This window comes from Lonsdalea quercina (genome assembly GCF_900107885.1).
Taxonomy (GTDB): domain Bacteria; phylum Pseudomonadota; class Gammaproteobacteria; order Enterobacterales; family Enterobacteriaceae; genus Lonsdalea; species Lonsdalea quercina.
Genome location: NZ_FNQS01000002.1, coordinates 111,712 through 131,845 on the forward strand (window position 1 = coordinate 111,712; position 20,134 = coordinate 131,845).

Consider the following 20,134-nt stretch of genomic DNA (forward strand, 5'->3'; position numbering starts at 1 on the left):
TTTATTTCCCGCCTGAGGTTGGCATGTCTACGCGAATTTTAGCGCTTGATACCGCAACGGAAGCCTGTTCCGTTGCCTTGTGGAATGAAGGCGAAGTCCACGCATTGTTTGAAGTTTGTCCCCGCGAACATACCCAGCGTATTTTGCCGATGGTTCAGCAGATCCTAAGCGAACAGGGCCTGGCGCTGAGCGATATGGATGCTCTGGCGTTCGGTCTTGGCCCCGGCAGTTTTACCGGCGTGCGGATCGGCATCGGCATCGCACAAGGGCTGGCGCTGGGTGCTGACCTGCCGATGATCGGTGTGTCCACGCTGGCCACGCTGGCGCAAGGCGCCTTTCGACTGACCGGCGCCAACCAGGTGCTGACGGCGATAGATGCGCGCATGAGCGAAGTCTATTGGGCGCAGTACCGCCGCGATGAACAGGGTGTCTGGTGCGGTGAGGCGTCGGAAGCCGTGCTCTCGCCCTCGCAGGTGCAAGCGCAGACGTCTGCGCTCGACGGTGAATGGGCGACCGCCGGTACCGGCTGGCAGACTTACCCCGATTTAATCCATCCCGCCGATGCGGTGCTGCAAGATAGCCAGTATTTGTTGCCGCAGGCGGAAGATATGCTGCCGCTGGCCTTACAGCATTGGCAGTCGGGCGCGACATTGCGCGTTGAGCAGGCTCAGCCGCGCTATCTGCGCAATGAGGTCGCCTGGAAAAAATTGCCGGGACGTGAATAACCAATAACCGCAACTTATTGCATGGCTTATAGTCAAATTATCAGGCTATCAAATAAGGTACATGCTATGTCAAGTGAACGGCAGTGGAGTCGTCGAGTGAAGCGCGTTGTCTGCAGGTCGGGCCGCTATGGGCTGCTGCTAGTTTCGCTGGGCGCGTTAACCGCGTGCGTGACCGTACCCGAGTCTCTGCGTGGGACATCGGAAACGCCGCAGATGGATTTGGTCCGGGTGATGAGCGCGCCCGCAGTTTACGTCGGTCAGGAGTCACGCCTGGGCGGACGGGTGGTGGCGGTCAGCAACGAGGCGAGTCGTACCCGCCTTGAAATTAGCAGCATGCCTTTGGATGCAGGGGCAAGACCTATTTTAGGCGCGCCGTCGGAAGGTCGTTTTGTGGCTTATGTTAACGGCTTCCTTGAGCCGACGGATTTTAACCAGCAGCTGGTCACCGTCGTGGGGCCTATCACCGGCTCCGAACAGGGCAAGATAGGCAATCGTCCTTACCATTTCGTCGTGGTGCAGGCCGACCGCTATAAACGCTGGCGTGTCGTGCAGCAACTGGCGCCGTCCGCAGGAATGTACGATCCCTGGTGGGGATATCGCGGCCGTCCCGGTTGGGGGCCGCGCTGGGGATGGGACGGCGGGTTTGGACCGGCCAGACTGGAAACGATAGTGACGGAATAGTCGTGCTACAACCGGTTGTCCTCCCGCATGACGACGTAAGGTGCGTTTCGCGGGGGGCTGACCGGGTGGCGATTTCCGGCGCACTGAATTAACTAGGGTGACTGCGGTCGCCTTATTTTTTGTGAATGATGGCATAGGTGATTACACGTTTGACAAAAAACGAGTACGTCGCTTTGCGGGAGTGATGTGACATCTCGAAGACTGTCCCGTACACCGCCAGAGAAGACCTATGGAGTGAAGTCTTGGAAAAAATTTGGTTAGCGCGCTATCCGACTGATGTTCCCGCAGAGATCGAGCCGGATCGCTATTCGTCATTGATGGAACTGTTCGAAAATTCGATGGCGCGAAATGCCGATCGGCCTGCGTTCATCAACATGGGCGAGACAATGACCTTTCGCCAGTTGGAACAGCGCAGCCGGGCATTTGCCGCCTATTTACAGCACCAGCTCAAATTGAAGAAAGGCGACCGCGTCGCGCTGATGATGCCTAACCTGCTGCAATATCCGATTGCGCTGTTCGGTATCCTCAGAGCCGGTATGGTCGTGGTGAACATCAATCCGCTTTACACCCCGCGTGAGCTTGAGCACCAGTTGAACGACAGCGGCGCCAGCGCGATGGTGATTGTGTCCAACTTTGCCCATACGCTGGAAAAAGTGGTGTTCAACACCCCGGTGAAGCACGTGATCTTGACCCGTATGGGGGATCAGCTTTCGGCCGCCAAAGGCACGCTGGTCAATTTCGTCGTCAAATACATCAAGCGGCTGGTGCCGAAATATCATCTTCCCGACGCCATCTCCTTTCGCAGCGTGCTGCAACAGGGCAAACAGATGCCCTATGTCCGTCCTGAACTGGATCGCGGCGATTTGGCTTTCCTGCAATACACCGGCGGAACCAGCGGCGTGTCCAAGGGCGCCATGCTGACGCATCGCAACCTACTGGCTAATTTGACTCAAATTCGCGCGGCATATGGGTCGTTGCTGCACGAAGGCAACGATTTGGTAGTAACGGCATTGCCGCTCTATCACATCTTTGCGCTCCTTGTGAACTGCCTGTTGTTCATCGAAATGGGCGGTCAGAACTTGCTCATCACCAACCCAAGAGATATTCCAGGGATGGTCAAAGAGCTAGCCCGTCATCCGTTTACCGTTATCAGCGGCGTCAACACGTTGTTCAACGCACTCTTGAATAACGACGATTTTCATCGGCTGAACTTTTCGACGTTACGCCTGTCCGTCGGCGGCGGCGCGTCGGTGCAGAAGGCGGTGGCAGAACGCTGGGAGGCGCTGACCGGCAATCATTTGCTGGAAGGGTATGGATTGACGGAAAGCTCGCCGCTGGTCACCGGCAATCCCTACGATATGCAGCAGTACACCGGCAGCGTCGGATTACCGATTCCATCGACGGAGGTCCGCATCGTTGATGAAAAAGCGAATGACGTGGCGCTGGGCGAAGCGGGAGAGCTGTGGGTCCGGGGACCTCAGGTCATGAAGGGCTATTGGAATCAGCCGGAAGAAACGGCGGCGGTGCTGAAAGATGGGTGGCTCGCCACAGGTGACATTGTCACTTCTGACGAGCAGGGGTTTTTACGCATCGTCGACCGTAAAAAAGACATGATTCTGGTTTCGGGGTTTAACGTCTACCCGAATGAGATCGAAGATGTCATCGTTCGTCATCCTGACGTAATGGAAGCGGCCGCGGTCGGCGTGCCGAGCGAGATATCGGGCGAAGCGGTGAAGGTGTTCGTCGTACGTCGTCCCGGTAGCGCGCTGGAAACGGAGGCGCTAATTGCCCACTGCCGTCGCTATCTGACGGGGTATAAGGTGCCTCGCCAGTTCGAATTTCGCGATGAATTGCCGAAATCTAACGTCGGCAAAATTTTGCGACGTGAACTTCGGGATCAAACCAAACCGTCCTAGGCTATTGTTATATCAGATTGTTTACGGGTCGTTAGCAGGTTATGGTTTACCTCGTCACGTGTGCATTCCGTCATCCGCGATGGACGACCCGAATTAACCTGAATATGGATACACCGCGCGTCAACCTTGAGTCATTGGGTTGCCGGTGTTTTGTCTTCGTACGATTTTCGATTTTGCGCTCTCATGCCTGGCGCGTTGGCCTTTTCCGACGCGCCTTTTATCGCCATGACCCTTGTTGGACATAACCAAGAGAATGATGTTTTGAATTATCAGTTGATCACTACCGATGCCGGGCTATCACAGGTTTGCGCGCAGGCGCGCGCTACAACGCAGGTGGCGCTGGACACCGAATTTGTCCGGACACGCACTTATTATCCGCAGTTGGGACTGATTCAACTGTATGACGGCGAAACGCTGTCGCTGATCGACCCGCTTCCAATCGAGGATTGGACGCCGTTTAAAGCACTGCTCGGCGACGCTGATGTGACCAAATTTCTGCACGCGGGCAGCGAAGATCTGGAAGTGTTCCTGAACGCGTTCGGCCGTGTGCCGACGCCGTTTATCGACACGCAGATTCTGGCTGCGTTTTTAGGTAAGCCGTTGTCCTACGGGTTTGCTGCGCTGGTGGCGGATTATCAGCAGGTGACGCTTGATAAAAGCGAATCCCGCACGGACTGGATGGCGCGTCCGTTGAGCCAGAAACAGTGCGACTACGCGGCGGCCGACGTGTTCTACCTGTTGCCAATGGCCAAAACGCTGGTGGAGCAGACGGAGGCCAGCGGCTGGATGGATGCGGCGCTGGATGAGTGCCTGTTGCTGTGCCGCCGACGTCAGGACATTCTGGCGCCGGAACTGGCTTACCGCGAGATCAGCAACGCCTGGCAGCTGCGAGGCCGACAGCTGGCCTGTCTGCAGCGTCTGGCTGACTGGCGTCTGCGCAAAGCGCGCGAACGCGACAGCGCGGTCAACTTTGTCGTGCGCGAGGAGCATTTATGGCAGGTTGCACGCCATCTGCCGACGTCGCTGGGCGAGTTGGATTCGCTGGGCCTGAGTGGACCGGAGATCCGCTATCACGGCAAAACGTTGCTCGCACTCGTCGCGGAGACGGGGGAATTGAATGAGGCCGACTTCCCGCCGCCGGTAGCGAATCTGCTGGATTACCCCGGTTACAAGGCGGTATTCAAAGAGATCAAAGCGTTGATACAGGCGACCAGCGTCAGCAGCGGATTATCCGCAGAACTGCTGGCTTCTCGCCGCCAGATCAATCGTCTGCTTAACTGGTACTGGAAATTGTCCATCGGGGGGAATACGCCCGAACTGGTCAGCGGTTGGCGCAATACACTGTTCGGCGATGCGCTGCGGGCTATTTTGAACCGCGATTAAGGTCGGGGACGTTGCAGGTGTTGGCGTTGGCTGGCGTTGGCAACGTCCTGACACCGCAGGAAAGGGCATCGGTCGCTTGAGGTGGCGTGCTGAGAGTGAGAGGGAACAACGACGGCAGATGATAATCGCCGCGAACCGGCCCGAATGCGCTTAGCGCGTATCGGGCACGGCCGCGACGTGGTGGTTACTTCGGTGTTTCTTCCGCTTCCGGCAAGGTGACGTTTAGCTCCAGAACGGAAATGTCGTCGCCTTTTTGTTCAAGCTGGACGGACACCATTTGCGGGTCAATCTGCACGTATTTGCAGATCACTTCCAGAATGTCTCGTTTCAACTGTGGCAGATAATGGGGCTCGCTGTCCCCACGGCGCCGCTCCGCGACAATAATTTGCAGCCGTTCCTTGGCGATATTGGCTGTCGCTTTTTTGCGGGACAGAAAGAAATCGAGTAAGGCCATGGTTTACCCCCCAAAAAGTCGTTTGAGGAAGCTCTTCTTCTCTTCCTCGATAAAGCGGTAAGGGCGATCTTCACCCAGTAAGCGATCTACTGTGTCGGCATAGGCTTTACCGGCATCGGCCGAATCATCCAGGATCACCGGCTCGCCCTGGTTAGATGCGCGCAGCACCGACTGATCTTCGGGAATGACGCCCAGCAGCGGAATACGCAGAATTTCCAGTACGTCTTCCATGCTCAGCATATCGCCACGACTGACGCGGCCCGGGTTGTAACGGGTCAACAGCAGATGCTCTTTGATCGGTTCTTCGCCGCGTTCGGCGCGCCGTGATTTGGACGACAAAATGCCAAGAATTCGGTCGGAGTCACGTACGGATGAGACTTCCGGATTGGTGGTAATCACCGCTTCGTCGGCGAAGTAGAGTGCCATCAGCGCGCCGGTTTCGATCCCCGCCGGCGAATCGCAGACCACGAAGTCGAAATTCATTTCATTCAGACCGTCCAGCACTTTTTCGACGCCTTCACGTGTCAGCGCGTCTTTGTCACGGGTCTGAGAGGCAGGGAGGATGTACAGATTTTCAGTGCGCTTATCTTTAATCAGCGCTTGATTCAACGTCGCATCACCTTGGATGACGTTGACGAAATCGTAAACAACGCGGCGCTCGCATCCCATGATCAGGTCAAGGTTGCGCAGGCCAATATCAAAGTCGATGACAACTGTCTTTTTGCCTTTTTGGGCTAAACCGGTAGCAATGGCCGCGCTTGAAGTAGTCTTGCCAACGCCCCCTTTACCCGATGTAACAACGATGATGCGTGCCATAAATGATTCCTTGATAAGGGCTTAGTCTAGAGTTTGTATGTTGAGAACATTGTCCAGCAGGTTGAGATTTACCCGTGCAGCCTGCCCAAAAAAATCTTGCGGTATCTGGTCGCTGAGCCAATACCGGCCCGCGATGGATACCAACTCTGCGGCCAGATGGGTGCAGAAGATCTGACTGTCAACGTCGCCAGAAACACCTGCCAGGGCACGGCCCCGCATCATGCCGTAAATGTGTATATTGCCGTCTGCGATAATTTCGGCGCCCGCACTCACGCTGCTGGTGACGATGAGATCGCAGTTACGCGCATAAATCTGTTGCCCGGAACGAACGGGCGCGCTAATCACTTTGGTTTTCACCGGCTCCGGCGGCGGGGCGGCGGGTTCGGCGGCCCGCCGCTCTTTACCTTCGTTCAACAGTGGGAGACCTGCGCGGACGATAGCTTGTTTGAGCTGCTCGTCCTGGCAGCCGCTCACGCCGACCACACGCAGACCAGAAGCGGCAACAGCTTGCTGAAGCGTCACCCAATCGGTGTCGGCGGTCAGTGTTGAGACATTGATGACAACGGGCGCGTTTTTAAGAAACGCGGGAGCCTGTTCGATTTTTTCCTGCAGGGCTTGATAAATTACCTCGGGTTGAGATTCATGCAAATGAACCACCGATAAGGTAAAGCTGCTGCCTTTTAACTCAATTGGCGATTGTGACATCTATCCTGACTCAGTTTCGGCATCTTTAAACCCCAGAGTAACATTTAACTATGATATTCCAGAGCGCTATAAGCATGTTATAGTCACCTGTATATACAGGCAATACACGACACCCATTTAATTTAGAGTAAAAATATGTTTTGTGCGATCTATAGAAGTAACAAACGGGATCAGACATATCTCTATGTCGAAAAAAAAGACGATTTTTCGCGCATTCCTGAATCGCTGATGAAAAGTTTCGGCGCGCCGACTTTCGTGATGCTTTTACCGTTGGATGGACGGAAAAAACTGGCTTCGGCAGATATCGACAAGGTGCGACAATCGCTTAAAGAACAAGGATTTTATCTTCAGGTACCCCCGCCGCCGGAAAACCTGCTAAATATACATCATGGGTCGATTGAAAAATAATAGGGTTATTATTTTCGGACAATACCTTATCGCCAGCAGATATTAATGAGCTAGTAACGAAAAATAGTCAGGTCGCAAATTAATCTACGTACTGACTTTTATTCGGACTGCATTTCATTTCCTGATTTTATATACAGTGTTTGCCGGTTTAATTGTTTATCCGTCCTTATTGGACTTATCTGAGGGACCTTTTCCCTTATGGATAAAGACGGATCCCGACGACATTTTCGCTCACGTTTGTGTGCTTATCTTTTTGTCATCAGTATCGGTATGATGGGGAGCCTGGCGCCGCGGGCGTGCCGGGGTCAATATCTCAACAGACAGGTCAGGAGATGATGCATGTATCAGCACAGAGACTGGCAGGGGGCGTTACTGGACTTCCCTGCGAATAAAGTAGTGTGTGTCGGCAGCAACTATTCCGAGCACGTCCGGGAAATGGGCAGCGCCACTTTTCCAGAGCCGGTGTTGTTTATCAAACCGGAAACGGCGATCTGCGATCTACGTCAGCCCTTAGCGATCCCCGGCGATTTGGGGCCGGTACACCATGAAATCGAACTGGCCGTTTTGATCGGCACATCGCTAAAGAATGCAAACGAAGACCGCGTCGCTCGGGCCATCACTGGCTATGGCGTGGCGCTGGACCTGACGCTGCGTGAACTCCAGGCCTCCTTTAAGAAGGCCGGTCAGCCGTGGGAAAAGGCGAAGGGCTTTGATGGGTCTTGTCCGATATCCGGTTTCATACCTGTTGCAGAATTCGGCGACCCACAGAATACCGATTTGGCACTGAGCATCAACGGCGAAGTACGGCAGCAGGGAAATACGCGCGACATGATAACGCCGATTCTACCGTTGATTGCCTACATGAGCCGCTTCTTCACCTTGCGGGCAGGGGATATTATTCTGACCGGCACACCGCAGGGCGTCGGGCCGCTGCAGTCGGGCGATGCGCTAAAAATCACCTTGAATGATAAAGCGCTGGAAACCCGCGTGATTTAATCCACATCAGGCCATCTGTCCTGTGCGGCAGGTGGCTTCTCCTTATTACCTCGTTAAACTTGTTAGACGGGCCGCTTCCCGTCACCTTGGATACTATTGCAATGAATCAATCACCTTTTTGGCAACACAAAACGCTGGCGGAAATGTCTGACGAAGAGTGGGAAGCACTCTGCGACGGTTGTGGCCGCTGTTGCCTGAATAAGCTCATTGATGCGGATACAGAAGAGCTTTACTTCACCAATGTCGCCTGTAATCAGCTGAACATCAAAAGTTGCCAATGCCGTAACTACGCCCGTCGATTCGAGTACGAACCGGACTGCATCAAGCTGACAAGGGAAAATCTGTTGTCTTTTGAATGGCTGCCAGAAACCTGTGCTTACCGCCGGATACATGAAGGCAAAGGTCTCGCGAGCTGGCACCCGCTAATTGCCGGTTCAAAACAAGCGATGCACCAAGAACGTATCTCTGTGCGCAATATCGCCGTCCGCGAGCGTGACGTTGTTGACTGGCAGGACCATATTTTGAATAAACCGGATTGGGCCAGGTAATTAAGATCACGATAGAGTCAGCTGCTGCCAGGTTAATGCATGCGGCAGCTAACGAGCTATCCCCCTCAAATTTCTGTGCAGAAAGCTGAGCTGATCCGCGCTACTGTTGGTCGTCTGTTTCCCTGAATCACCATGAACATGTGTACAGCGTTGCGTCTGACACTCGTGAGCATCCAAAGCTGCCCGTTTAGCTAAAATCCATCGTCATCGACTTTGATATTGGTTTGCGCTACCGCGACGGTATGTTTTAGAACACAGGTCTTCGGGGGCGTATTCCCACATTTTGTCGTTCGTCATTCGTGCTGCTCCAAAGTCCCGCAACAACAAACAGTCGCTACCCAATCCCTTCTGCGTCGTAAGTCTTGACAGATACCCGTGTGAAATTATCTGTGCGGGTAAATTTAAACCCGCGCGGATTCTTTTATTAGCAAATGACTTACTCATGCGTGTGCCATGTCAAAGGCACCGCTGGGCGCGAGAACTGGTAGATTAAATTATTGCGCGGTGCTGAGCGTTTTGACTAATTGATGTCAGCATCCTCAATCTGATCAATCCGCTTACGGGTCTGATAAGGTACCAGTATGGAGCAAATTTTTTCCGTGCGTCTTTATCCAGGCAGAGCACCCGTGTCTCTGTTCTCAATCGAATAGACGCATTGTCCAATCGATCAATGGAAAAGCTTAAGGTGAGTTTGGCTGACGCGGGTTCACTGAAGGCGAAAAAATCTTCTGCATCAACGAGTGGGGTTTGACCATAATCCGATCTCCAAAATTTCCCGGCCAATCCAAACACAATATCCTGATTGTTTCGTTGTTCTAAAAGCGTGAAATTTTCCATATTAAAAGGCTTTCGTGACCTAAAATTCCTGCCCTGTAGCCGGTCGAATAGCCGTATTGGCATTTCGCGCAGGGTAATGGCATTCCGGAACAAAAAATCGTTATCAGGTCGATAGTTAAGCACCGCTGCCATCACATGTTCAGGTGTTGAAGGGACGTCCAATGCGTGTTTTTCGCTGAAATGATAGGTAGGTAAGTACGTATCAATTAAGTCCATGTTGATTTCCCAATGAAGATTTTGTGGCGGGGGATGTTCCGTGTTGTGAAATATGCGGGCTTACCTGCAGGTGGTCAGATCCGATGCGCCGGATAGAGGACGTAAGGACCACGCGCAGAGTATAACAGTACACAGATCAGGAATATCTCTGAATCAACCTTGCGGATTATGGGTCGCCGTCGGCGCTGTTGGTTTATTGCTCGGACTCGCTGTAGGTATACCTCCTGTGGAGGGACTCATCCAACAGGGCATATCCATATCCAGTCTGCTGGTTCGTCTTTTGAGTTTGTGGGTCATGTCTTACGTTGGATCGACATCAGGAGGGTTTAGGCGTTCACCCCGGTGACTACGATATTGGCCGAGCGCTGTTATTCCTGGCCGGTTTTCTTGACCGTCCCCAGTTTGATGGTTTCAACAATCATATCGTTGATATCCTCCGCCACCGCAGCGGCATCCTCATCGTCCAGCTTGGACAAATGTTCATAGTCGGATTTCACCACCCGCGTTTCCGCAAGCTTGGTTAGGCTCTCTCTTTGCTCGTCGTTCATGATGGAAATCATGAATCCAATGACGGTTCGCAGCGCGGTGACTTCTTTCAAAAGATAGAGATCGGCAGTAATCATGGTCGGTATGTCCCATTGAATGGCGATGGAGTGTAACCCTCAATATAGCTCATAAATTCAAGGGGGATTGATGCGCAGAGGAACTGCTGTCAGCGGTGAGAAAAGCGTGCGGTGGACCGCGAGAAGGAGCCGCGACGGGGGCGAAGAGGCTGGGACGGGGGAGGTGGAAAACGCGCAGCGCCTATCGTTTTAGCACTAGCGAGGTCGCAATAAAAAGCCCTGGGAAACAGGGCTTTTATCACTGTGAGGATTTATTTGTCCGACGTAAAGTAGTCTTTGTCGCCTTCCATCGGAATGTAGGCGCGGACCCACTCATTGCCGTCAATGATTTCCCAGCTATGACCCGGACCTTTCAGATCTTCCGCCAACAGGACGGTACCCGGCGCGATGATGAAAGTAGAGCCATTGCTGACTTTAAATTTCAACGTGCCTTTCAGCGTGATCACATACTGCTTTCTCGGGGCGGCATGGGTATTTTTTTCCCAGTCCTCGGTCGAGTTGCTGATCCAGAATTTTTGGGTCGGGATTTTTTCCAGCGCAGGAATACTGCCTTTAACAAAGCTGGAATTGTCGCCTTCGACGTTGATAAGTTTGATTGCGGGGATTCTTGCTTGTTCTGCGACTGTGACCTTGCCAGATTCACAGTAGCCTTTCAGGGACACGGCCAAAGCTGCAGCCATAAACAGGAACGCTTTTGCTTTTTTCATCTACTCGAGCCTAAAAAGATAATGGTTTTATTAGCCTGAATATAGTCAGGCTGGCGGGGGATGTTAGAGGAAAGCGATAAAAACGCCATCAATCGCTGCCAATGGTAAAACCGATGAAACGGCGGTCAGGTCTTAGACCTGAGAAGGGCGGTTGAAGACGAATCGGGTGTGGAAAAGGGGAACGTGGTTCGGGACGAAGACGGCCCGGCTGGGCTTTGACAGGCAACCGGGCGGCAGAGCGAGAGGGGTTTAGTGGAATAGATCGCGACGTTTGGGTCTGAACAGCTGAGCAATTAGCACCAGCGCGCAAACCAGCAAATAGGCGCCGAAGATCACGATCATCCATTGCGGCATTTCCAATCCCATAAAATGCCACTGACGTTCGGCACAGTCACCCGAAGCGCTAAACACGGCCGGAACCCATTTGTCTAAAGGCAGCCAGGAAGGAAAGTTGACGAAAAAGTCGCAGGTGGCGAAAGGCGATGGGTGAAGCTGAATGTCGGTATGTTTCAGCGCCAGCAGCAGTCCTTCGAAAGCGCTGTAAAGCCACAGTGCGATGGCTGGTAAACGGATAACGACGCTGCCCGGCGCGATAGCGCCTAGGAGTCCTGCGGCCATGACGCCAAACATCGCGTTACGTTGATAAATGCAGAGAACGCAGGGCTTCAACAGCATCACATGCTGAAAATAGAGCGCGATCAGTTCGAAGATTAGGCTGGTCAGCGCCAGAAGCAGCCATGCCCCCCGACCATGAGAGCAACGGTGTAAATATCGCAACATCAGCAGCATAAAAGTATTCCATGGAAAACGTTCGAATTATAACAGCGCTATCGATTTCGCTGTCCTCACAAAGAGTGATGCCCTCAGTAATAACAACAGTCTGAGAGGAGAAATCATCTTTCCTCCAGGGCGGGATTTTTTCGCAGTGTAGTGCATACTCTTTTGTTTTTTAAGGTGATATCAGCAAAAAACGTAAGTTTTCACCTAAGAGTTACTATACACGATATAGGCGGGTGGATGGACTGGCGCGGCCGGTTATATAGGCAGCGATCACAACAAATATGTGTCAGGCTGTAAATTGTCAGGCGAGGGGGGCGTTATCATTTCCCATTACCAGGCGGGCATGCCGAATAACCCGGATAAATCAACCCTGACGGCCCTCCAAGTAAAAAAAGCTGCCCAGGATGTGTTCCATGTCATAACTCGGCATTTTTCTCTCCCTTAAAACTTCTTACACTATAAAATGAGTCCTTAATAAGAATTTCTCGATGGTGTGAGCCTCAGTATCGCTGTCTGAGCCGGTGTGCGGGGGGGCGCTACTGAATTGTTTTGTCACCCCCGGAAACTATGTGATGGTAAAGGGGTTTGTTATGATGATGTTGACTTTCTTAAGTAAGCATCGCTACGGAATATAAACTTATGGTTATAAAGGCGCAAAGTCCGGCGGGATTCGCGGAAGAGTATATTGTTGAAAGTATATGGAATAATCGTTTCCCCCCTGGAACCCTCCTGCCAGCAGAAAGGGAATTATCCGAACTTATTGGCGTCACGCGTACCACGCTGCGGGAAGTATTGCAGCGTCTTGCGCGTGACGGTTGGCTGACCATACAGCACGGAAAACCGACGAAGGTAAATAACTTCTGGGAAACCTCCGGTCTGAACATCCTGGAAACATTGGCGCGGCTCGACCACGATCGCGTACCGCAGCTCATCGATAACCTCCTGTCCGCACGAACGAATATCGCGGGCATTTTCATTCGGACCGCAGTGCGCCAGCATCCCGAACAGGCGCTGGAAATCCTGCAGCAGGCCGATACCGTTAGCGATACCGCGGAAGCTTTCGCCGAACTGGATTACACGATATTTCGGGGACTGGCGTTTGTTTCGTCCAACCCGATTTATAGTCTAATCCTGAACGGGCTAAGAGGGTTGTATATCCGCGTCGCTCGCTATTACTTTTCCAATCTTGACGCTCGCGAGCTGGCGCTGAAATTTTATCGTCAGCTCGGTACCCTGTGCCGCGAAGGGCGCTACGAACAGGTGCCGGAGACTGTGCGCGAGTATGGTAAAGAAAGCGGCGCCATCTGGCATGATATGCAGAACGCCATCCCGCACGATCTTGCAGGAGGCGGTCGCTGACCTGAGCGAATAAAAAACGGGTAACCTGTCAAAGCGGTTACCCGTTGCTTCAAGTGTCGGACGGCTAAGACTGATTGCGAGGCGGGCAGCGGTCGATCAGCTCCACGCTGCCATCTTCATTCAACTGCTCCATAAACACTTCAAATCCCCACAGGCGATACACATGTTTCATGACCTCATGACTGCTCTTGTCGAGCGGAGCTCGATTTTGCGGGATATAGCGCAGCGTCATCGAGCGGTTGCCGCGCAGGTCGACATTCCAAATCTGTATGTTGGGTTCGATATTGCTTAAATTGTATTGCGCGGAGAGTTCCTGTCGGATTTTCTTGTAGCCTTCCTCATTATGGATCGCGGCGATCTCCAGGTAGTTATTGCTGTCATCATCCAGCACGGTGAACAACCGGAAATCACGCATCACTTTCGGCGACAGGAATTGGCTGATGAAGCTTTCGTCTTTGAAGTTTTGCATTGCGAAATGCAGCGTATCCAGCCAATCCGTACCGGCGATGTCCGGGAACCAGTGGCGATCTTCCTCCGTGGGGGCCTGACAGATACGCTTGATGTCCTGAAACATGGCGAACCCTAGTGCATACGGGTTGATGCCGCTGTAATAAGGGCTGTTGTAAGGCGGTTGATAAACCACGTTGGTGTGGCTATGCAAGAATTCCATCATAAAGCGATCGGAGACTTTGCCCTCATCGTAAAGATGATTGAGGATCGTGTAGTGCCAGAAGGTAGCCCAGCCTTCGTTCATGACCTGCGTCTGCTTCTGCGGATAGAAATACTGACTGACCTTACGCACGATGCGTAGCACTTCACGCTGCCAGGATTCCAGCAGCGGTGCGTTTTTCTCCATGAAGTAAAGCAGGTTTTCTTGCGGTTCTGCCGGGTAGCGCGGCGTTTTTTCCGGCGCGGATTCCAGCTCGCGCCGTGGCAGAGTTTTCCAGAGGTCGTTTACCTGACTTTGCAGATAGGCTTCACGACTTTTCTGCCGTTGCTGCTCCTCTTCCAATGAGATTTTCTGAGGGCGTTTATAACGGTCTACGCCGTAATTCATCAAGGCGTGGCATGAGTCCAGCAGGCGTTCCACTTCCACCACGCCATAACGCTCCTCACAGCGCGCAATATACTGGCGGGCGAAAATCAAATAATCCACAATGGAACTGGCGTCGGTCCAGCTGCGGAACAGATAGTTGCCTTTGAAAAAGGAGTTGTGGCCGTAGCAGGCGTGGGCGATAACCAGCGCCTGCATGGTCATGGTGTTCTCTTCCATCAGGTAAGCGATACACGGGTTGGAATTGATGACGATTTCGTACGCCAATCCTTGCTGCCCGTGCTTATACAGCTGTTCGGTCTCGATAAACTTCTTGCCAAACGACCAGTGGGTATAGTTAATGGGCATGCCGATGCTGGAGTAAGCATCCATCATCTGTTCGGAAGTGATAATTTCAATCTGGTGGGGGTAGGTGTCTAACCGATATGATTTGGCGATCCTGTCGATTTCATCCAGATAGACCTGAAGCAACTCGAACGTCCAGTCCGGCCCATCGCTCAGACATTGTGGGTTTTTTACCCGATCATCAATTGATACAGCCATCTGCGCGCCCTCACAATTACTTGTCACCACATTATCGCGTGACACTGTTTAATCGTAGTTCAATCTGAAAAATCAGTGGCATGGATGTTTATTATTCGGTTGGCGAGTGAGTCATCTTACGCCGACGCCGCTTCAACCGCGTAATAACTAAAAGCTATATCAAAGAGGATCCTGTCATTGAGGAACCCCATAGGGAGGAGGGGCAGCGCCGGTCATCTGAGTGCCTATACGTAAAAAACGGCGATGCTGATTGAGCGAGTTTCACGACCCGGCCAGGGTATGCACCTGGCCAAACGCAGAATGAAGTTGCGCTCACGGACCGTCATCGACGCGATAGATGGCTGAGCGAGACCATAAGCACGGAGAGCAGGATCAATGCGCCGACCGGCGCAAGGACGCACCAGGGCGCGCGTTCGACATACGGCATGCCTTCCGCCAGAATTCGGCCCCATTCCGGCGCTGGCGGCTGTTGCCCCAGCCCCAGAAAACCCAGTGAAGCCAATGCCAGCGCGATGCCGGGTAGGCGAAGCATGGCGTGGCGCATCAGCGGCCCCAGCAGGCCTGGCAAGGTATAATGCAACAGGCATTGACGGCGACCCATCCCCAGAACGGGAGCGATGAGCACATAGGGTCGCGCATGAATTTCGGTCACCAGCGCGGCGGTATGCGCCGCCAGCGGCGCCCAACTGACCAGCATGACGGCGACCGCCGCGCCGGTAATGGAGGGGCCGTACAGCGCGGCCACTATCATTCCCGAAATGACGGGCGGCAGGGCGTTCGTCATTTCAATCGGTCCGGTGAACAGCCGGGGAAACAGGCCGATGCATAACCCGATCGCCAGACTCCCCAACGTGACGATCAGTGCGGTCGCCAAAGTAACGATCGCGCCGTGGGCGACGCGAGCCAACAGGTCGCGCCCGGTGGCGTCTACGCCGAAAGGCAGCATGAGCGAAGGTTCTTGCAGGCGCATGAAGTCCGAAGAGAGCGGTTCGCGCGGCAGCCCGGTGACCAGCAGCAGCGCGAGCAGGCCTCCCGCCAGCGCGGGGACCCCGTAAGCGCCCGGACGAATAGGGGCTGACTGTATCGGCACCGGCAGTGATGCTGTAGAGATCGCGCGGCCCAGTAGCCTATGGCGCAGCAGACCAATGCCGCTGCCCGCCGCTGTGGCGAACAGCAGCAGGAGTAGCATGCCGCACTGTAACGCAGGCAGATCCTGTGCGGCCGACGCGCCAAGCGTAGCGCGTCCCAATCCGGGGATCGCAAAGACCTTTTCGACGGCAACCGCACCGCCGGTCAATCCTACCAGCACCAACCCTACCTGAGGCAGAACCGCAGGAAGCGCGCGGCGCATCACCGCAAGCAGACACGCGGTGCGCGAGAATCCGGCGACGTGCCAGGTGATCAACCAAGGCTCGGCAAAGGTGGAGCTCAGCGTATCGCTGAATAGCTTTCCAAGCAGGCCTCCCGCGGGCAATCCCAATGCCAGCGCGGGCAGCACGGCGTACTCCCAGCCTCGCCAGCCGTAGGGAGGAAACAACTGCATCCACACGGCCCCGGCGAGCAGCAAAAAGGCCGCCAATAAAAACTCCGGCATGGCGGTGAGAGCGATGGCAATAAGCCCGCTGCCGCGTCGATTGTCGCCGCGTAGTCCCCGGAACACGGTGGGGGCGCACAGAAGCATCGTGACGACGAGGGCGACTAATAGCGCGCAGCTCATCAGCTGCAACGAGACGCCGGTTGCGGCCAGCATGCCCGGCAGTACCGGGTTGCCGGAGACCCAAGAGACGCCAGCGTCGCCATGCATCAGGCCGACGAGCCAGTGCCACAATAGCTGTAGCGGGCCTTGGTCAAGTCCGTAATGCTGGCGGATTGCCGTCAGCGCTTCTTGCGTCGCTTCCTGCTCGCCAGAGCGAGCGCGCAGCAGGGTTAGCGCCGGATCGCCGCCGGATAGCCAGGGCAGAAGCCCGATCAGCGTCACAATACCCGCAGTCATCGACAAACGCGACATCAGTGCGAGCGCGGGTCTCGCAAGAAAGGCGCGAGCGAAAGTGCGGGAGCAGGCCCGACGCATATTCGGTTCGGTCATGGCGTCGGCAGCACCTCATTGACCGTGGTCTCGCTGGTAATCAGCTCTCGCTCTCGCGGGTCGCGCATAACCTGACGCGCCCGCTCGGACTCTCCCTGAATGACCCGCTCATGCAAGAGCGGTATGGCGGCATTGGTGCCGAGGATGCGTTTTTCAGCGCGCATGATGGCCTGACGGCGGGCTTCGCCCGCGGGTATGCTTGCGGCTTCCTGCAACGCCTGATCGACGTCGGGATGGCAGAGCTGAGAGAGGTTGAACGAGCCTTTGCAGGCGAAGTCGCTGTATAGGTAGGCGACGGGGTCGCCGGAGTCTAATACCGTCGCACGGGACAGAATGAAAGCATCGAATTTTCCGGCGAGCGCATCGGACTCTATCTGGGCGTACTCGCGCACCTCCTGTTTGACGGTGAAACCGGCCGCGCTGAGTTGTTGCGACAGGTACACGGCCACTTCCGGCAGCTCGGTGCGGTCGCTAAAGGTCGCCAGCGTAATGGACGCGCCATGCGGCGCCCCGGCGGGCGTCGGCGAGGTGACGGGCTGACGCAGCGGGGCCGCCCACTGCAACGCAGGCCCCAGTAGTCCGACCGCCACATCCGCCCGCTGTTCGTATACGCCGTTAACTAGCGCCGTACGGTCGATGGCGTCGCGTACGGCGGCTCGCAGCGCCGGATCGCTAAATGCGCCTCGGCGGGTATTCAGATATAGCGTGTTGGTGCGCGGCATCGGGACTTCATGCACGCGGGCCGGGTCCAGTAATGGTACCTGAGAGACAGGGATCGCCTCGACGACATCCGCTGACTGAGTCCGTAGGGCGGCGGCGCGAGCCGCGCCGTCCGGTACAAAATCAACGTCAATTCCGGGCGCGGCGGCGAGCTTTCCCCAGTAGCGTTCAAAGCGATCGAGATGTGCGGTGGAGGTACCGTTGACGCGAGTCAGCACAAACGGACCGGTCCCTGCTCTGATTGGATTGACGACACCATTTTCCTGGTAGGCGGCGGGGGACAGAATAGCTAACTGCGGACTTGATAAGCGCTGAGGCAGCAGGGGATCGCGGCGAGCTGTTTTAATAATGACGGCGCGATCGCCGTCGGCGTGAATAGTCAGTTCGACGCCGTCCAAAATACGTGGTTTAGGAACGGCGCGTGTCGCTGCCGTCAGCGCGTTGACCACCGACGACGCATCCATGCTGCTGTCATCATGAAATTTGACGCCGGGGCGCAACGTCAGATGCCAGGTCGTTTCATCCAACGGGCGCCAGTGTGTCGCCAGCACCGGCTGCGTGTCTCCGTTGGCATCCAGTTTTACCAGCGTTTCAGCGGTGCTCCAACGGGACAGTTTGAAGGCGTCATCGCTAAAGGGCGACAACCCGGAACGAGGCGGCAGCAGCATGGCCACCCGAATGCGGGGCGAGGCGGCGCCGTCTGCGCTCGGCGTTTCCTGGTCGAAGCAACCGCTAAGCAGCAGACTGCCGATCAGCAAGGCGGAGGTACGATGCTGGAGAGGTGAAAGGAGGTTCATACACAATCCTTTTGGTTTTAATCGCACGTGGGCGACAGGTCGGTCGAAAATACGGGTACGGCTGCCAGCAGCGCGGCGCTCTGGGCGTGAGCGGGGTACGTCAAGAGCTGAGCGAGGGGGCGGTCTTCTACGATACGGCTTTGATGCATGACCAATACACGCTCGCAGAGTGCCGCGACTGCGGAGATATCGTGCGAGACAACCAGAAGGCCCATCTGTCGACGGCGGGCAACGTGCGCCATTAATGTAATGATCTGCTGGCGGAGCGGGAGGTCGAGTCCGCTGACCGGTTCGTCGGCCAGCAGAAAACGGGGTTTCAGCGCGATAGCGCGGGCAATGGCGACACGCTGAGCCTGCCCGCCGGATAGTTCCTGCGCATTTCTCGTCAGTAAGTCCGGCGCTAACTCCACTTGTTCGCACGCCTCCTGCACGGCATCCGCTATCTTTCCGCGATAGCCCAGCCGTCGTAGCGGCTCGGCTATCAGTTGGAATACGTTATGGTGCGGCGCCAGCGATCCTGCCGGATCTTGCGGAATGTACTGTACTCGCTGGCGATACCAGAGCAAGGCCGATGCGCGACCGGGACGGATGAGGCGTCCTTCGCAGTAAATCTCGCCTTCGGTCAGCGTCTCGAGCGCCAACATCGCTTTCAGCAATGTGGATTTACCTGAGCCGGAAGCTCCCACCAAACCCACTCGTTCTCCCTCCTCGAAACGCAGAGTAATATCGCTTAACGCCTGATAAAAGCGCGGACGCTGGAACCATCGACCGGGCTGCGGGTATCGGCGAGTCGCCTGCGACACATGGAGAAACGGCGTGTTCATCGGATTAGCTTGCCCATTGCAGCGAAGGTTGCGATAGCATCGCCAGCGTTTGGTGCTGTTGCTGTGCGGCGCTAATCAGTGTTCGCGTGTAGGGATGTTGGGGGTGGGCGAGTAGCGTGCGGGTATCACCTTGTTCAACGATATGACCGTCCTTCATAATCAGCAGGCGACGACATAGCGCGGCGGCGACGGCAATGTCATGCGTGATAAACAGCAGCGCGGAATCTGGTTTGTCGAGGCTATAGGCCCGTAGCGTGTTCAGTACCTGTGCCTGCGAAATGACATCGAGCGCGGTGGTGGGTTCATCGGCAATCAACAGAGGGCGCTGGCAGAGCAATGCCAGCGCGAGGCATACGCGTTGACGTTGGCCGCCAGATAGTTCTCCTGGGTGGCGTGGAAGAATGACGTCGGGATTGTCAAAGCCAACGGAGAGCAGCAAGGCGCGAAGCGGCTGAGGCGAGAGGCCGGCTGACTGCATGGCCATTCGTAGCTGTTTTTCAACGGTCACCAGCGGATTGAGCGCCGTCGAAGAGTCTTGAAATATAGCGGCGGGGCGGCTCCAGGCAGAACGACGCTGTATCGGGCGATGGGCGACTTCCTCACCGAAAAATCGAATACTGCCGCACACCTGGGTGTGGATGGGGAGCGCGCCCAGCAGCGCACGGGCGGTGAGCGACTTTCCGGAACCGGAGGCGCCCAGTAAGCCGACGCTTTCGCCCGCCGAGACGGAAAAACTGACGCCGCGAACTTTTATCCGGCCCTGAATCGCTAATTGCAGGCGGCTAACTTCAAGCACAAGTCGACCTCATGAGGCTCATTTTGATATGTGATAACATAACAATAAAATTATCAAAGATAAAGCTGCTTGAGTGCGTTGGCGGGGATAGGCTCGATGAGGCTTGTGACGGAATCGGCGTTGATAAAATCAGCCAGCGCGGGCGCGGCTGGCTGATGAA

Annotated in this window: 20 protein-coding genes; 8 read left to right on the forward strand and 12 right to left on the reverse strand. The window is 55.1% G+C overall.

The features are described from left to right. Nucleotides 1-23 precede the first annotated feature (23 nt). The 4 genes from tsaB to rnd all read left to right on the forward strand — a co-directional run bounded on the left by tsaB (nucleotide 24) and on the right by rnd (nucleotide 4,705). Nucleotides 24-725, forward strand: a complete 702-nt coding sequence (gene tsaB, locus BLU64_RS03405; protein WP_026742414.1) for a tRNA (adenosine(37)-N6)-threonylcarbamoyltransferase complex dimerization subunit type 1 TsaB — start codon at nucleotides 24-26, stop codon at nucleotides 723-725. A 66-nt stretch (nucleotides 726-791) separates the two neighbouring features. Next, nucleotides 792-1,406 (forward strand): Slp family lipoprotein, encoded by a 615-nt coding sequence (locus tag BLU64_RS03410; protein ID WP_051625486.1) that lies wholly within the window; start codon nucleotides 792-794, stop codon nucleotides 1,404-1,406. A gap of 242 nt (nucleotides 1,407-1,648) precedes the next feature. Continuing rightward, nucleotides 1,649-3,322, forward strand: a complete 1,674-nt coding sequence (gene fadD, locus BLU64_RS03415; RefSeq protein WP_074727920.1) for a long-chain-fatty-acid--CoA ligase FadD — start codon at nucleotides 1,649-1,651, stop codon at nucleotides 3,320-3,322. A gap of 261 nt (nucleotides 3,323-3,583) precedes the next feature. Then, complete coding sequence (gene rnd / locus BLU64_RS03420) at nucleotides 3,584-4,705, forward strand: ribonuclease D (RefSeq protein ID WP_026742417.1); 1,122 nt, start codon at nucleotides 3,584-3,586, stop codon at nucleotides 4,703-4,705. Nucleotides 4,706-4,889: 184 nt separating this feature from the next. On the opposite strand, the gene minE is transcribed toward rnd, so the two are convergent. The 3 genes from minE to minC are packed head-to-tail and all read right to left on the reverse strand — an operon-like array spanning nucleotide 4,890 to nucleotide 6,680. Beyond that, on the reverse strand, nucleotides 4,890-5,159 hold the full coding sequence (minE, locus tag BLU64_RS03425; protein WP_026739383.1) for a cell division topological specificity factor MinE: 270 nt from the start codon (nucleotides 5,157-5,159) through the stop codon (nucleotides 4,890-4,892). Between the two features lie 3 nt (nucleotides 5,160-5,162). Continuing rightward, the gene (gene minD / locus BLU64_RS03430; protein WP_026742418.1) at nucleotides 5,163-5,975 is read right to left on the reverse strand and encodes a septum site-determining protein MinD; all 813 of its coding nucleotides are present in this window, start codon (nucleotides 5,973-5,975) and stop codon (nucleotides 5,163-5,165) included. A gap of 21 nt (nucleotides 5,976-5,996) precedes the next feature. Further along, on the reverse strand, nucleotides 5,997-6,680 hold the full coding sequence (gene minC / locus BLU64_RS03435) for a septum site-determining protein MinC (RefSeq protein WP_026742419.1): 684 nt from the start codon (nucleotides 6,678-6,680) through the stop codon (nucleotides 5,997-5,999). A 135-nt stretch (nucleotides 6,681-6,815) separates the two neighbouring features. On the opposite strand from minC, the gene BLU64_RS03440 reads away from it, so the two are divergent. The 3 genes from BLU64_RS03440 (at nucleotide 6,816) to BLU64_RS03450 (ending at nucleotide 8,632) form a co-directional block, all read left to right on the forward strand. Beyond that, complete coding sequence (locus tag BLU64_RS03440; RefSeq protein WP_026742420.1) at nucleotides 6,816-7,088, forward strand: YcgL domain-containing protein; 273 nt, start codon at nucleotides 6,816-6,818, stop codon at nucleotides 7,086-7,088. Nucleotides 7,089-7,427: 339 nt separating this feature from the next. Beyond that, the gene (locus BLU64_RS03445; protein ID WP_026742421.1) at nucleotides 7,428-8,084 is read left to right on the forward strand and encodes a fumarylacetoacetate hydrolase family protein; all 657 of its coding nucleotides are present in this window, start codon (nucleotides 7,428-7,430) and stop codon (nucleotides 8,082-8,084) included. Between the two features lie 101 nt (nucleotides 8,085-8,185). Then, nucleotides 8,186-8,632 carry a YcgN family cysteine cluster protein gene (locus BLU64_RS03450; protein ID WP_026739388.1) on the forward strand — a complete coding sequence of 149 codons (447 nt, stop codon included), beginning with the start codon at nucleotides 8,186-8,188 and terminating at the stop codon, nucleotides 8,630-8,632. 489 nt (nucleotides 8,633-9,121) lie between these two features. Here the strand turns inward: BLU64_RS03450 and BLU64_RS03455 are convergent, their stop codons facing one another. From BLU64_RS03455 to dsbB, 4 genes are all read right to left on the reverse strand, one after another. Further along, a complete protein-coding gene (locus BLU64_RS03455; protein ID WP_026742423.1) occupies nucleotides 9,122-9,685 on the reverse strand; it encodes a hypothetical protein in 564 nt (187 codons plus the stop codon). 368 nt (nucleotides 9,686-10,053) lie between these two features. Beyond that, nucleotides 10,054-10,308, reverse strand: coding sequence for a hypothetical protein (locus BLU64_RS03460; protein ID WP_026742424.1), 255 nt, complete (start codon nucleotides 10,306-10,308; stop codon nucleotides 10,054-10,056). A gap of 251 nt (nucleotides 10,309-10,559) precedes the next feature. Then, nucleotides 10,560-11,015 (reverse strand): cupin domain-containing protein, encoded by a 456-nt coding sequence (locus BLU64_RS03465; protein WP_026742425.1) that lies wholly within the window; start codon nucleotides 11,013-11,015, stop codon nucleotides 10,560-10,562. Nucleotides 11,016-11,264: 249 nt separating this feature from the next. Continuing rightward, entirely contained in the window at nucleotides 11,265-11,795 is a 531-nt protein-coding gene (gene dsbB / locus BLU64_RS03470) for a disulfide bond formation protein DsbB (protein ID WP_026742426.1), read from the reverse strand. Between the two features lie 639 nt (nucleotides 11,796-12,434). Between dsbB and fadR the strand changes: the two genes are divergently transcribed. After that, nucleotides 12,435-13,154 carry a fatty acid metabolism transcriptional regulator FadR gene (gene fadR / locus BLU64_RS03475; RefSeq protein WP_026742427.1) on the forward strand — a complete coding sequence of 240 codons (720 nt, stop codon included), beginning with the start codon at nucleotides 12,435-12,437 and terminating at the stop codon, nucleotides 13,152-13,154. 64 nt (nucleotides 13,155-13,218) lie between these two features. On the opposite strand, the gene BLU64_RS03480 is transcribed toward fadR, so the two are convergent. The 5 genes from BLU64_RS03480 to BLU64_RS03500 all read right to left on the reverse strand — a co-directional run bounded on the left by BLU64_RS03480 (nucleotide 13,219) and on the right by BLU64_RS03500 (nucleotide 19,974). Continuing rightward, the gene (locus BLU64_RS03480; protein WP_026742428.1) at nucleotides 13,219-14,751 is read right to left on the reverse strand and encodes a SpoVR family protein; all 1,533 of its coding nucleotides are present in this window, start codon (nucleotides 14,749-14,751) and stop codon (nucleotides 13,219-13,221) included. Between the two features lie 322 nt (nucleotides 14,752-15,073). Continuing rightward, entirely contained in the window at nucleotides 15,074-16,822 is a 1,749-nt protein-coding gene (locus BLU64_RS03485; RefSeq protein ID WP_051625503.1) for an ABC transporter permease subunit, read from the reverse strand. Between the two features lie 11 nt (nucleotides 16,823-16,833). Then, nucleotides 16,834-18,354, reverse strand: a complete 1,521-nt coding sequence (locus BLU64_RS03490) for an ABC transporter substrate-binding protein (protein ID WP_074727922.1) — start codon at nucleotides 18,352-18,354, stop codon at nucleotides 16,834-16,836. Between the two features lie 17 nt (nucleotides 18,355-18,371). After that, nucleotides 18,372-19,178 carry an ABC transporter ATP-binding protein gene (locus BLU64_RS03495; protein WP_036152774.1) on the reverse strand — a complete coding sequence of 269 codons (807 nt, stop codon included), beginning with the start codon at nucleotides 19,176-19,178 and terminating at the stop codon, nucleotides 18,372-18,374. Nucleotides 19,179-19,182: 4 nt separating this feature from the next. Continuing rightward, entirely contained in the window at nucleotides 19,183-19,974 is a 792-nt protein-coding gene (locus BLU64_RS03500) for an ATP-binding cassette domain-containing protein (protein WP_026742431.1), read from the reverse strand. Nucleotides 19,975-20,134: the final 160 nt, after the last annotated feature.